The sequence below is a fragment of the uncultured Rhodococcus sp. genome (assembly GCF_963525155.1).
Classification (GTDB): Bacteria; Actinomycetota; Actinomycetes; order Mycobacteriales; family Mycobacteriaceae; genus Rhodococcus_F; species Rhodococcus_F qingshengii.
Window position 1 is genome coordinate 32,213 of sequence record NZ_CAURKP010000007.1, and the last position, 12,299, is coordinate 44,511.

General features: G+C 60.9%; 14 protein-coding genes. 10 read left to right on the forward strand and 4 right to left on the reverse strand.

Annotated elements, in window-relative coordinates:
- Positions 1-89 precede the first annotated feature (89 nt).
- The 6 genes from RWT78_RS03055 (at position 90) to RWT78_RS03080 (ending at position 4,641) form a co-directional block, all read left to right on the forward strand.
- On the forward strand, positions 90-1,265 hold the full coding sequence (locus RWT78_RS03055; RefSeq protein WP_003945652.1) for an alkane 1-monooxygenase: 1,176 nt from the start codon (positions 90-92) through the stop codon (positions 1,263-1,265).
- Positions 1,262-1,432, forward strand: a complete 171-nt coding sequence (locus RWT78_RS03060; RefSeq protein WP_314673806.1) for a rubredoxin — start codon at positions 1,262-1,264, stop codon at positions 1,430-1,432. The genes RWT78_RS03055 and RWT78_RS03060 overlap by 4 nt, the downstream gene beginning before the upstream one ends.
- Positions 1,433-1,462: 30 nt before the next feature.
- Positions 1,463-1,654, forward strand: a complete 192-nt coding sequence (locus RWT78_RS03065) for a rubredoxin (protein WP_007734094.1) — start codon at positions 1,463-1,465, stop codon at positions 1,652-1,654.
- Positions 1,654-2,910 carry an FAD-dependent oxidoreductase gene (locus RWT78_RS03070; RefSeq protein ID WP_314673812.1) on the forward strand — a complete coding sequence of 419 codons (1,257 nt, stop codon included), beginning with the start codon at positions 1,654-1,656 and terminating at the stop codon, positions 2,908-2,910. The genes RWT78_RS03065 and RWT78_RS03070 overlap by 1 nt, the downstream gene beginning before the upstream one ends.
- Positions 2,911-2,984: 74 nt before the next feature.
- Entirely contained in the window at positions 2,985-3,611 is a 627-nt protein-coding gene (locus RWT78_RS03075; RefSeq protein ID WP_007734097.1) for a TetR/AcrR family transcriptional regulator, read from the forward strand.
- A gap of 196 nt (positions 3,612-3,807) precedes the next feature.
- A complete protein-coding gene (locus RWT78_RS03080) occupies positions 3,808-4,641 on the forward strand; it encodes a hypothetical protein (protein WP_003945441.1) in 834 nt (277 codons plus the stop codon).
- A 73-nt stretch (positions 4,642-4,714) separates the two neighbouring features.
- Here the strand turns inward: RWT78_RS03080 and RWT78_RS03085 are convergent, their stop codons facing one another.
- Complete coding sequence (locus RWT78_RS03085) at positions 4,715-5,086, reverse strand: hypothetical protein (RefSeq protein ID WP_007734099.1); 372 nt, start codon at positions 5,084-5,086, stop codon at positions 4,715-4,717.
- A gap of 2 nt (positions 5,087-5,088) precedes the next feature.
- A complete protein-coding gene (locus RWT78_RS03090; protein ID WP_003945847.1) occupies positions 5,089-6,249 on the reverse strand; it encodes a Rieske 2Fe-2S domain-containing protein in 1,161 nt (386 codons plus the stop codon).
- A 195-nt stretch (positions 6,250-6,444) separates the two neighbouring features.
- Here RWT78_RS03090 and hsaA point away from each other — a divergent pair, with 195 nt between their 5' ends.
- The 4 genes from hsaA to hsaB are packed head-to-tail and all read left to right on the forward strand — an operon-like array spanning position 6,445 to position 9,992.
- Positions 6,445-7,620: a 3-hydroxy-9,10-secoandrosta-1,3,5(10)-triene-9,17-dione monooxygenase oxygenase subunit gene (gene hsaA / locus RWT78_RS03095; protein WP_039973406.1), complete on the forward strand. Its 1,176-nt coding sequence runs from the start codon at positions 6,445-6,447 to the stop codon at positions 7,618-7,620.
- Positions 7,621-7,630: 10 nt separating this feature from the next.
- Complete coding sequence (hsaD, locus tag RWT78_RS03100) at positions 7,631-8,509, forward strand: 4,5:9,10-diseco-3-hydroxy-5,9,17-trioxoandrosta-1(10),2-diene-4-oate hydrolase (protein WP_003945808.1); 879 nt, start codon at positions 7,631-7,633, stop codon at positions 8,507-8,509.
- Entirely contained in the window at positions 8,509-9,411 is a 903-nt protein-coding gene (hsaC, locus tag RWT78_RS03105; protein WP_003945585.1) for an iron-dependent extradiol dioxygenase HsaC, read from the forward strand. The genes hsaD and hsaC overlap by 1 nt, the downstream gene beginning before the upstream one ends.
- Positions 9,408-9,992: a 3-hydroxy-9,10-secoandrosta-1,3,5(10)-triene-9,17-dione monooxygenase reductase subunit gene (gene hsaB / locus RWT78_RS03110; protein WP_003945677.1), complete on the forward strand. Its 585-nt coding sequence runs from the start codon at positions 9,408-9,410 to the stop codon at positions 9,990-9,992. Before hsaC ends, hsaB begins: the two co-directional genes overlap by 4 nt.
- Positions 9,993-10,012: 20 nt before the next feature.
- Here the strand turns inward: hsaB and RWT78_RS03115 are convergent, their stop codons facing one another.
- Positions 10,013-10,837: an Abi-alpha family protein gene (locus RWT78_RS03115; RefSeq protein WP_003945623.1), complete on the reverse strand. Its 825-nt coding sequence runs from the start codon at positions 10,835-10,837 to the stop codon at positions 10,013-10,015.
- 2 nt (positions 10,838-10,839) lie between these two features.
- Positions 10,840-12,114: a DUF445 domain-containing protein gene (locus tag RWT78_RS03120; protein WP_003945674.1), complete on the reverse strand. Its 1,275-nt coding sequence runs from the start codon at positions 12,112-12,114 to the stop codon at positions 10,840-10,842.
- Between the last annotated feature and the right edge of the window lie 185 nt (positions 12,115-12,299).

Here is a 12,299-nt window from a genome sequence, read left to right on the forward strand (position 1 = left end):
TTGTCCACTCTCTATACATAGATGTTGTTCGTGTCGCGGATTACCGCGCAGGACGCACTCACTGATCCGAACGAGAACTGGAGAATTCGATGGCGGCGTTGGTGTACACCGAGCCAGATGGTCGGCTCGCAACTTGGAGAGACCGGAAACGCTACTTGTGGCTGTTGGCGCTGATTCCGTCATCGGCAACTTTCATCGCCGTGGGGCTTGTTACCGCCACCGGATGGAATGTCTTCTGGTGGACCGGCCCACTGATCGCGTTTGCTCTCATTCCCGTCATCGACATCCTGGCGGGTGAGGACGGGAAGAATCCGCCCGACGAGGTGATCGACGAACTCGAGAACGACCGCTTCTACCGGTGGTGCACCTACGCCTATCTGCCGCTGCAGTACACGGCCTTCTTCCTGTCCTGCTACATCTGGGCGCGTTGGGATTTGAGCGTTCTCTCCAATATCGGACTCGCAGTGACGATCGGTGTGACGGCCGGAATCGGCATCAACACAGCCCACGAACTCGGGCACAAGAAGGAGAGCGTCGAGCGCTGGTTGTCCAAAATCGTTCTCGCTCAGAGTGCTTACGGTCACTTCTACCTCGAGCACAACCGTGGCCACCATGTGCGAGTGTCGACTCCGGAAGATCCGGCGACCTCGCGCTTCGGTGAGACCCTCTACGGTTTCTGGCCGCGCAGCGTCGGCGGGGGATTGAAGTCGGCGTGGCATCTCGAGAAGACCCGCTTCGAGCGTTTGGGCACCACGCACTGGAGCATCAAGAACGACGTGCTCAACGCCTGGCTCATGTCGGTTGTTCTGTTCGGTGTCGCGCTTGCAGTATTCGGGATCGGCATCGCGCCGTACCTCGTGATCCAGGCGTTCATCGGGTTTTCGCTGCTCGAAGCGATCAATTACCTCGAGCACTACGGACTCCTACGTCAGAAAACCGCAAGCGGACGGTACGAGCGATGCACGCCGGCGCACAGCTGGAACAGTGATCGCATCTGCACTAACGTCTTCCTTTATCACTTGCAGCGGCACAGCGATCATCATGCGAATCCGACACGGCGCTACCAAGCGCTTCGCAGTATGGAAGAGGCGCCTCAGCTCCCGAGCGGCTACGCCAGCATGATCATGCTCGCCACAGTTCCGCCCCTGTGGCGCAAGGTGATGGACCACCGCGTTCTCGAGCACTACCGAGGCGACATCACCCAGGTCAACATCGCGCCGAAGAAGCGGGCCAAGATCCTCGCGGCCTACGGGGTGAACGCATGAACGCCTACACCTGCCCGATCTGCGATTACACCTATACCGAATCGACAGGCGCTGCGCGAGAGGGCTTTCCGCCCGGCACGCCGTGGTCGAGCATTCCGGACGACTGGTGCTGCCCCGACTGCGGCGTGCGCGAGAAGGTCGACTTCACCCTCGTCACGCAATCCTGATCGAAATATCCACCGGTGAAAGGAAAACCGATGTCCGAGACTGCCACTGCTTACAAATTGTTCCGCTGCCTCCAGTGCGGGTTCGAATACGACGAAGCGATCGGCTGGCCCGACGACGGTATCGAGCCCGGCACTCGCTGGGACGAGATCCCCGAAGACTGGTCCTGCCCTGATTGTGGCGCTGCCAAAGTCGATTTCGAAATGGTGGAGGTGGACCGCTGATGACAGCGGTCAGCGAGCCCGACACACGCACCGTCGTGATCGTGGGCACGGGCATCGCCGGTTCCGGTGCCGCGCAGGCCCTGCGCAAGGAAGGGTTCGGCGGCAGCATCATCCTGATCGGCAGCGAACCTGAGGAGCCGTACCGCCGCCCAGCGCTGTCGAAGGAGCTACTGTCCGGGAAAGCGTCGATCGATCGGGCTCGGTTGCGGCCGTCGACTTTCTGGACCGAGCAGAGTATCGATCTTCGGATCGGCGCAACTGTCACGAGTATCGACACAGATTCCCGCACAGTATGTTTAGCCGACGGTGACAGCATCGACTACGACGTTCTGATTCTTGCCACGGGTGGACGGTCCCGACGGTTGACCGCGGAAGATTCTGAGCGCGTTCACTATCTTCGGGATATCGCAGACATGCGACGCTTGCAATCCCAGCTGATCGAAGGATCCTCGCTACTGGTGGTCGGCGGTGGCTTGATCGGATCGGAGGTGGCATCAACGGCACGTGACTTGGGTTGCAGTGTGCAGGTTCTCGAAGCGCAACCGCTGCCCCTGTCCAGGCTGCTTCCACCGTCGATAGCGGAGAAGATCGCCGCGCTGCACAACTTGGCCGGCGTCGCCTTGCAGACGGGAGTCGACCTCGAGACGCTGACGACAGGTGTCGACGGTGTCACCGCACGCGCGTGTGATGGACGCGAGTGGACAGCGGACTTGGCCGTGGTTGCAATCGGATCCTTGCCCGATACCGATGTGGCTGCTGCGGCGGGTATTGCGGTGGACAACGGGATTTCGGTAGATCGATACCTCCGGACCTCCGTCGTTGATGTGTACGCGATCGGCGATGTGGCCAACGTGCCCAACGGTTTTCTCGGCGGCATGCACCGTGGTGAGCACTGGAACACCGCGCAGGACCACGCAGTTGCAGTTGCCAAGACCATCGTCGGGAAGGAAGAACCCTTCGAATCCGTCCCTTGGAGTTGGTCGAACCAATTCGGCCGCAACATTCAAGTAGCTGGTTGGCCAGGCGCGGACGACACCGTAATAGTTCGAGGAGACTTGGACTCCTATGACTTCACTGCGATCTGCATGCGCGACGGAAATATCGTCGGTGCTGTGAGCGTAGGCCGGCCGAAGGACATTCGCGCCGTCCGAACCCTTATCGAACGCTCGCCGGACATCAGCGCCGACGTACTCGCCGATTCGAACAGGGATCTGACCGAACTTGCGGCGGGTCTTGTCGCCTCACCGGTGCTCTGAGTGCACTCGTGACTTCTGTGGCTTGCGTGTCCACCGTTTTGACACCGAGCACGGGCGATGGAAATCTTCCCGATATGTCCACCGCTCGTGCCCGTGTCCCGTACCACGAGGCAGCTCGTCAACTCCTCCGTGCGTCAGCGCTCGACGCCACACGCGAACTCTTGACCGAGAAATCGTGGAACGACATCACGATGGCGCATATCGCGGAAGCTGCGGGTATGAGCCGGCAGACGTTGTACAAGGAGTTCACGTCTCGCCAGGGATTGGCGTCCGGATACCTCATCCGGTTTGTCGACGAGTTTCTCGAAGAAGTGGAACGCGAAGTAACGCTGCATCATTCGGATCCGCGTGGCGCGGTCTCGGCTGCATTTCGTGCCTTCTTCGACGCCGGTGCCCGGGATCCGATGGTGGTCAGCATTGTCGGTCCCCGGCCGCAGCACGACCTGCTGAGCTTGGTCACCACTGACGGGACTCCGCTGCTCGAACATGCGAGCGCGAGGTTGGCCGAGATCTTCATGACCAGTTGGGCGAACGTCGACCGCATCCATGCCGAGATGTTCGGCAGCACGATAGTGCGTCTGGCGATCAGTCACGTGACGTTGTCTTTCGGTACCCCCGATCAGATCGCCGAGAACCTGGGGGAGATGTTCGGGCCGTTCCTCGATCAGGTCATCGGTTCGGGCACAGTCGAACCGAACTGAGCCGACAGGATCGATACGGTTTCCGGGCTAGGACGGAAGTTCGATCGAGCGTGATCGCCGTAGTTCTTTGGTGGGAAATATCGTCGTTATGTGTGAATCCGCGTCTCACTTCTCGGTAGCGTGCCGGGCGTAGATCGAGGTGCGATCCACAGGGGTGGCTCTCGTGAATTTCCGTCAACGGTGGAGGAATTCGAAGATGAAGAGCCGCAACAAATCTCGAGTGATGTCGACAGTCGCGCTAGTTGCAACATTTGTCATGGCCGGTGCAGGTGTGGCAATTGCCGACGAATCATCGTCAGGGTCTTCCGGCAGCGGATCGCTCGGTTCCTCCGGTGCGGCAGCGGTTGATCCGTTGACCTTCGACGGTTGGGGCACGTGCCCGATCGAGGATCTCGAGGTGACGACGTGCGCCAGCGTCGTAGTTCGCGGAGGGACCATGAAATTGGGCGCACTTTCGGTGCCGATCCCGGACGGAAGCCTCAAGGTTGCGGGCGGAGTGAAATACGCGACCCAGCCGGACAACAGTTTCATCGAGACGTTCGTCGCCAAGCAGGACGGGTCCAACGGGGTCTATTCCAATCCGATTTCGGTACCCGGAGGTGCTCTCGGGATCGATACTCCGCTGGGACTGACTCAGATCAGCGCGACGGTGGAATCGGTGGGAGTCCCGGATCTGAAGGTTCTCGAGCAGGAACTCACCATGCCTGTTCGATTGAAACTGTCTAATCCCTTGCTCGGTGACGATTGCTACATCGGTTCGGTTTCGAATCCGATCAACCTTCACCTGACCACAACCGGAAACCCTCCGTCGGAACCTATCGGTGAGTTCCCCGGTGCAGTGTTCCCGGCAGTCCCACATTCGGATGCGGTGTTTGCGGCGCCGGGAGCCAGCGGGTGTGGACCGCTGGGTGCGCTCAACTGGGCCGTGAATCTACGCGGGGGAGTGCCGGCGGCCAGCGGAAAGAACTCTCTCACCACGTCGAGCGACGTCTACGCGGTGGCCGCACGAAAGGTGCGACCGCCTGCCTGACGGACGCGCAGTCGCTGGAACGTAAAACGAGGGCCGACCCGTGGTGGGTCGGCCCTCGTTCTACACAATCAGGTCAGCTGACCTCGGGATCACGCACCGTGATGGTGCCGTCCCTTACTGCGTCCGCGATGCTGTCGTGCAGTTTCGGGCAACCGTCTTTCAATGCCGTCGACTGCCCGGAAGCAATTGCCTCTTTGAAGGTGTGGCAACGCAGCGCCGGGTCGGAAGTCCACTGCACGCTGGTGTGTTTGTACGTGTTCTTGCGAACCAGTACGCACGCGCCGCATGCCTTGCAGTCGACTTCCTGCAGACCCGAGTCGAGGTATTCGTGCTTGTCCTCGATCGTCTGGGCCGCGATCGCCTCGAGCCGTTCCGTTTGCCCGGCAAAGTCCGGTGCCTTGGCCCAACGAGCCCACCGTGCGTCGGTTCCGATCGAGGCGCTCACGACTAGACCTCTGCTTCCTTCTTTGCCGCTTCTGCTGCAGCTTCCTTCTCGGCCTTCTGGCGTGCGAGGTTTTCCTCGACCTCGGCGTGCCAGGCTTCGTTTGCCTTGGTGGTGTCCACCTCGAACTCGAAGCGCTGCGTCATCTTCTCGGTGACGTCGGCCTTGTCCACGTAGAACTGCTCGTACCAGCGTCGTAGCTGGTAGACGGGGCCGTCTTCTTCGCAGAGAAGGGGATTCTCGATCTTGGTCTTGTTCTTCCAGATCGCGACGTCCTGCAGGAATCCCTCGCTGATGCCCTCGGTGAACTTGCCGGCCAACTTGTCGGCCATCTCGTCGGAGACACCCGTCGGCTTCTTCACCGTCACGCCCCACTGCAGCACGAACGAGTCCGGGCTGATCGGGTAGTGGCAGTTGATCAGAACACTCTCGACCTCGTATCCGCTGTAGCTGTTCCACAGGGGATTGACCATGTACGACGGTCCGTAATACGCAGCTTCGGAGCGAAGCAGCGTGTCGCCGCCGTACTGGGAGGCCATTCCGATGTCGGGACGGCCCGTGGTGTTGAGGTACTGAGTGGCGATCTCACCTTCGAAGACGTTCTTGAAGTACGTCGGGAAGGCGTAGTGGATGTAGTAGAAGTGCGCCATGTCGACCACGTTGTCGATGATCTCGCGGCAGTTGGACCCCTCGATGACCATGGAGTTCCAGGTCCAGTCGGTCCATTCGTCGCTGTACGCGCCCTCGATACGAGGAATCACGATCTCTTCGGGCGGCGGATTGCCCTCGGGGTCGTTCCAGACGAAGAGCTGACCGTTCTGCTCGAGGGTCGTCCACGCGCGGGTGCGTGCGAGCGGAGGCACGCGGCGGGCATAAGGAATGCCGGTGCACTTGCCGTTGCCGCCCCAGCGCCAGTCGTGGAAGGGGCAGGCGATGGAATCGCCCTTGACCTCGCCTTGTGTGAGGTCACCACCCATGTGACGGCAGTATCCGTCGAGAACTTTGATGTCGCCCTTGCTGTCGGCGAACACCACGAGCTTCGTACCGAAAGCCTCGATCGCGTGCGGTTTGCCGTCCTTGAAGGTCTTCAGTAGACCCAGGCAGTGCCAACCGCGGGCGAAACGAGTTTGCACCGTTCCGACGTCGATCTCGCGAATCTGCGCCATTGTGACCTCACATCCCTTCTAGCTGTTAGTAGAACACGTTATAGAACTCGATCCGGTTCCGCCAGATTTTGGGGGCACTTGTTACAGCATTGCGGCCACAAACGGGACCTTTGTCAGCGTCTCGACAGAAAAGAGAACGTGTTCTAGTCTCAAGTGTAAGTGAACCAACCGATCGAGGAAGACGGGAGCGTCGAAGTGGGTAACCATGACAGCCACGAGGTGATGCAGAGGCTCGACGCACTACTGCCGGCACTGCGCGAGCGCGCACAGGAGACCGAGGATCTGCGTCGTATCCCCGACGAGTCCATCAAGGCTCTTCAGGAAACAGGCTTCTTCCGCTTGCTGCAGCCGAAGCAGTGGGGCGGATACGAAGCCGATCCGGTGCTGTTCTACTCCGCGGTCAAGAAGATCGCCAGCGCGTGTGGTTCCACAGGGTGGGTCTCCTCGATCATCGGGGTACACAACTGGCACCTCGCCCTCTTCTCTCAGCAGGCGCAGGAAGACGTGTGGGGCAACGACACTGACGTTCGCATCTCGTCCTCTTACGCCCCGATGGGTATGGGTGAAGTAGTCGAGGGCGGATACAAGGTCAACGGTGCGTGGGCGTGGTCCTCGGGTTGTGACCATGCCAGCTGGGCCGTTCTCGGTGGTCCGGTGTTCAAGGACGGCCGCGCAGTCGATTTCGTGAGCTACCTGATTCCTCGCGAGGACTACCAGATCGACGACGTGTGGAATGTGGTCGGTCTGCGTGGAACCGGCTCCAATACCGTTGTGGTCAAGGATGTTTTTGTTCCCAAGCATCGCGTGCTGAGCTTCCGGGCGATGAGCGAACTGACCGCCCCGGGCCTCGAGAACAACACCGCGCCGGTCTACAAGATGCCGTGGGGAACCATTCACCCCACGACGATCTCGGCACCGATCGTCGGAATGGCTTACGGAGCTTACGAAGCGCACGTCGAGCACCAGGGCAAGCGTGTGCGCGCTGCGTTCGCCGGCGAGAAGTCGAAGGACGATCCGTTTGCCAAGGTGCGCATCGCCGAGGCGTCCAGCGACATCGACGCCGCGTGGCGTCAGCTCTCCGGCAACGTCGCCGACGAGTACGCGTTGATCCTTGCGGGCGAAGAGGTTCCGATGGAACTGCGGCTGCGCGCTCGACGTGACCAGGTGCGCGCCACGGGCCGCGCGATCGCCTCGATCGACAAGCTCTTCGAGAACTCCGGCGCCACGGCGCTGCAGAACGGCACTCCTATCCAGCGTTTCTGGCGCGATGCTCACGCTGGTCGCGTCCACGCCGCCAACGATCCCGAACGCGCCTACGTCATGTTCGGAACCGGCGAATTCGGTCTGCCGATCACCGACACGATGGTCTAGAGGAGGCTCAGTGACAACCACCGAAGAAGCCCTCACCTACGAGTCCACTTCACGGTTCGCGCAAGTGCGCCCCGATCTGAAACTGCACTTCCACGAGGCGGGCGTCGGAAACGACAAGACCATCGTGCTGCTGCACGGCGGTGGCCCAGGCGCGTCGTCGTGGTCTAACTTCGCCCGCAACATTCCGGTGTTGGCGAAGAGCTTTCACGTCATCGCGGTCGATCAGCCCGGTTACGGGCAGTCCGACAAGCCGACGGAGCATCCGCAGTACTTCGTGCACAGTGCGTCGGCGCTCAACGATCTCCTGGACACGCTCGAGATCACCGGTCGCGTTGATCTGCTGGGCAATTCGCTCGGTGGTGGCGCTGCTGTTCGCTTTGCGCTCGACTACCCGGACCGTGCGGGTCGCCTCGTTCTGATGGGCCCCGGCGGTCTGAGTGTCAACCTGTTTGCGCCGGACCCCACCGAGGGCGTCAAGAACCTCGGAAAGTTCAGCTACCAGCCCACCCGAGAAAACCTCGAAGCATTCCTGCGGATCATGGTCTTCGATCAGAAGCTGATCACGCCGGAACTCGTCGACGAACGTTTTGCTGCCGCCAGCACTCCCGAGTCGCTGGCTGCGGCCAAGGCGATGGGTAAGTCCTTCTCCAGCGGTGACTTCGAGCTCGGCATGCTCTGGCGCGAGGCGTACAAGCTTCGTCAGCGTGTGTTGCTGATCTGGGGCCGTGAGGATCGGGTCAACCCTCTCGACGGCGCACTGGTCGCGCTCAAGATGATCCCGCGCGCGCAGCTCCACGTCTTCGGCGGTTGCGGTCACTGGGCGCAGCTCGAGAAGTTCGACGAATTCAACCGGCTCGCAACCGACTTCCTGCTCGACGGAGGTAAATGATGGGTATTCGATCTCTGGCGTACATGCGCATCGGGGCCACCGACATGGCTGCGTGGCGCGAATACGGACTCAAGATCCTCGGAATGATCGAGGGCAAGGGCGTCGACGCGGAATCGCTGTATCTGCGTATGGACGACTTCCCGGCGCGACTTGTCATCGTTCCGAACGACACGGACCGTCTGCTCGTCTCGGGTTGGGAAACCGCGAATGCCGCTGAGCTACAGGATATCCGTGACAGGTTGTCGGCAGCCGGTGTTCCGTTCAAGGAAGGCACGGCGGAGCAGCTCAAGGACCGTCGCGTCGTCGAGATGATCGCGTTCGAGGACACCTCGGGTAACTCCCTCGAGGTGTTCCACGGCGCTGCTCTCGAACACCGCCGGATCGTGAGCCCGTACGGGCACAGGTTCGTGACGGGCGAGCAGGGGCTCGGCCACGTCGTGCTCACCACCGACGATGACGATGCTTCGCTGCGGTTCTACCGCGACGTACTCGGATTCAAGCTTCGCGACTCGATGCGTCTGCCTCCGCAGATGGTCGGCCGGCCCGCGGACGGCGACCCGGCGTGGCTGAGGTTCCTCGGCTGCAACCCGCGTCACCACAGCTTGGCGTTCCTGCCGTTGCCCAACCCGACGGGCATCGTGCACCTGATGCTCGAAGTGGAGAACTCCGACGACGTCGGACTGTGCCTCGACCGGGCACTGCGCAAGAAGGTCAAGATGTCGGCGACTCTCGGTCGCCACGTCAACGACGAGATGCTCTCGTTCTACATGAAGACTCCAGGTGGGTTCGACATCGAATTCGGTTGTGAGGGGCTAGAGGTCGAGGACGAAAACTGGATCGCGAGGGAAAGCACGGCCGTGAGCCTGTGGGGTCACGACTTCACGGTGGGAATGAAGCCGTGAGTTCGCCCGACGCGTCGGTGAGTGCGGAGCAGGCGATCGATCCACGCCAGTTCCGCACGGTTCTCGGGCAATTCTGCACGGGTATCACCATCATCACGACAGTCGACGACGGTGAGCCTGTCGGGTTCGCATGTCAGTCTTTCGCGGCCCTGTCACTCGACCCGCCTTTGGTGTTGTTCTGCCCCACCAAGGGTTCTCGGTCGTGGGCGGCAATCGAGCGGACCGGTAAGTTCGCCGTCAACGTGTTGGCGGAGGAACAGCAGGCGGTGTGTGCTCGTTTCGGGTCACGTGAGCCGGACAAGTTCGCCGGCATCGATTGGACGCCATCGCCTCTGGGCTCGCCGATCATCGACAAGTCCCTTGCACACATCGACTGCACGGTGGAAACCGTCCACGACGGCGGCGATCACTACGTCGTCTTCGGTCGGGTTTCGTCGATGAGTGAGATCAAGACCGAACGCCCGCTGCTCTTCTATCGCGGGCAGTACACGGGCATCGAGCCGGACAAGACTGTTCCGGCTACCTGGCGTGACGATCTCGAAGCGTTCCTGACGACAACGACAGAAGATACCTGGCTGTAGGGGGCACAGGGCCGGAGGCCCTACAGAGAAAAACAGGTATGACAGAAGTCGTCACCGAACGGCGTCAACAGGATGCTACGACGCACTATCTTGTTCGATCGTCCGGCTCGCTTGACCGCCTCGATCACCGACGGCTGTACCTCGACCACCTGGTACCGGTCGGCCTCGACGGGCTCGCGTGAGAACGCCACCAAACCGAGCCGATGCAGGTTGTTCAGGTAGGCGCTGATGCGGTCCAGATGACGACAGCCTGCCAGTTCTCCGATCATCGACAGACCCTCGTCGATCATCTCCGAGCCGACGCCGAACGGCCGCGCCGTACGTACGTCCACGCTCGGTTGCGCACCTGAAGTGGCCAACAACCGAAGAATTCGAGCTTCGTCCGGCGCGATCTCGTCGAGGATCCGGTCGTAGGCCGGGTGCAGATCGTCGCGATCGGTCACGTCCGCGGAACGGTCCAGCAATCTGTCGCCACGTGCCCGCAGCGCCGCGAGAGTGGCCTCCACGCTCTGCTTGCGATTGGTACGAGTTGCCATTGCTGCCCGTAGGTTCTCGGTCCGCGAGCCGTCTCCGTTGGAGTTCTCGGCCCGACGTTCGGATTGAACATTGGCCGATTCAGCGGCCTCTGCCGCGGCTTCGGCGGCAGCCTGAACGATCTGCCGCGTCGCCTCCTTCGCCGTTCCGAAAGCCCACCCTGTCAGCTTGATCGACGTGAGCGTCGTCGTGGCGGTCAGCCCGACAAGGCTACGGATCAGACGCTTTTCGACGGATTCGACCGGCGTGATGTCCGCAGCCCAGTCGTACGATTCCGCTTCGACGATCATGCGATGGTCGTGCTCACTCATGCTCATACTCCGAATATTGCGAGGTGTAGGAAACCGGCAAACGAGCCCAGCACGGCCCCGTGTACGAACAACAGCCACTCGTCCTGCTTGACGGCTGAGCGTAGTAGTTCGCTGAAATCTTCCGGTGAAAGGATGCTCATGCGTTCGGTGACGAAGACACGAATCTTCTCCGACTGGTTCTCGGCGAACTCCGCGTCCTCGAAGACCCTTGGGTACAGGTCGAGCACTTCGGTGGTGGCCAGGCCGGGCAGACGCTTGTAGCTCTGCGAACCAACGGTCATCTTGACCACCGACTTTGCCCAGCCGGCTGCGTCGTCGACGGATTCGCGCAGTACCTGATCGAGCATCCGCCGCGTTCGGTCCGAGCGGGGACCTTCGAGGAGTTCGGTGCCGATGTTCTCGAGCGTCACGACGTGATCGGCGAGGGTTTTTGCGTACCCGGCGATGATCTCGGTGCGTCGCTTCAGGAAGAGCCCCTGCCTCCACGGCACCCAACGGTTGGGGGTGATCGGCTCGAAGATCATCGTGATGCCGAGGTAGTTCACGATGTATCCGATGATCACACCGCCGATGGGAAGCACCCACCACTGCGGAACCAGATGGAGGATTCCGACGAGCACGAAGCCCATCGGGAATCCGAAGTAGAAGCCGAAGTTCTGCATGAACCTGAGCTCTTTGTTGCCCATCGTGCGGAAGATGTCGTTGAGCAGTTTGGGGTGCGAAGAGAGGTAGCGGATCACCATCAGCTTCGCGTCGATGAACTCGTCGATGTCCTCTTCGATGCGGTCGGTGATCATGCGCACGCTGGCCGGCAGATCGTCCTCCACTTTGCGGAAGACGGCTTCCTTCACCGACGTCGGAAGGTTGTGCCAGAGCTGAGGATTCTCGGCCGTCATGATTCTGGTGACCACGCCGCGCACTTCACTGCGAGAAATGTTCACCAAGTGCTCGGCGATGCTGTCCGGGTCCAGGACGCGATAGAAATCGGCGATGCTGCCGACTTTCGCGAGGGATTTGTCGACGGCGATCGACGCCATCTTCTCCGCCCGCGAGGGGACGATGCCTTGCCAACCGAATCTGCCGTCGCTGGTGATCGCGGGGATCACCTGGACGCGTCGGGGGAGGAACGGGAAGAGCAGTTTGAGGCCGGGCACTTTGATCCCGTGGAAGTTGATCGGCGCAAACAGCATCAGGACGCCCGACCAATTGGTGATGTACCCGATGATTCCGGTGAACAAAGGAATGGTGATCAACTGTTCGAGCAAGTGGTCCGGCACCGTCGCACATCCTCCTCATATCCGAGAACCTCACGTTCGGACATGATTGCCGAAACTTCGCTCTTCGTGGGTGTTTCGTTGGCTACTGCTGCGCCTTCCCAGTTGCGTCAGCATAGAGGCCCGACAATTCGGGCTGTAGGTGGGTAGGAAGTTGATGTAACCTCACGTACATGGTCAGTATTGCG

Coding starts and splice junctions, on each gene's coding strand:
- RWT78_RS03080 (WP_003945441.1), top strand. CDS start 3,808: ATGAAGAGCCGCAACAAATCTCGAGTGATGTCGACAGTCGCGCTAGTT.
- RWT78_RS03070 (WP_314673812.1), top strand. CDS start 1,654: ATGACAGCGGTCAGCGAGCCCGACACACGCACCGTCGTGATCGTGGGC.
- RWT78_RS03055 (WP_003945652.1), top strand. CDS start 90: ATGGCGGCGTTGGTGTACACCGAGCCAGATGGTCGGCTCGCAACTTGG.
- RWT78_RS03115 (WP_003945623.1), bottom strand. CDS start 10,837: ATGAGTGAGCACGACCATCGCATGATCGTCGAAGCGGAATCGTACGAC.
- RWT78_RS03065 (WP_007734094.1), top strand. CDS start 1,463: ATGTCCGAGACTGCCACTGCTTACAAATTGTTCCGCTGCCTCCAGTGC.
- hsaC (WP_003945585.1), top strand. CDS start 8,509: ATGGGTATTCGATCTCTGGCGTACATGCGCATCGGGGCCACCGACATG.
- RWT78_RS03060 (WP_314673806.1), top strand. CDS start 1,262: ATGAACGCCTACACCTGCCCGATCTGCGATTACACCTATACCGAATCG.
- RWT78_RS03075 (WP_007734097.1), top strand. CDS start 2,985: ATGTCCACCGCTCGTGCCCGTGTCCCGTACCACGAGGCAGCTCGTCAA.
- RWT78_RS03090 (WP_003945847.1), bottom strand. CDS start 6,249: ATGGCGCAGATTCGCGAGATCGACGTCGGAACGGTGCAAACTCGTTTC.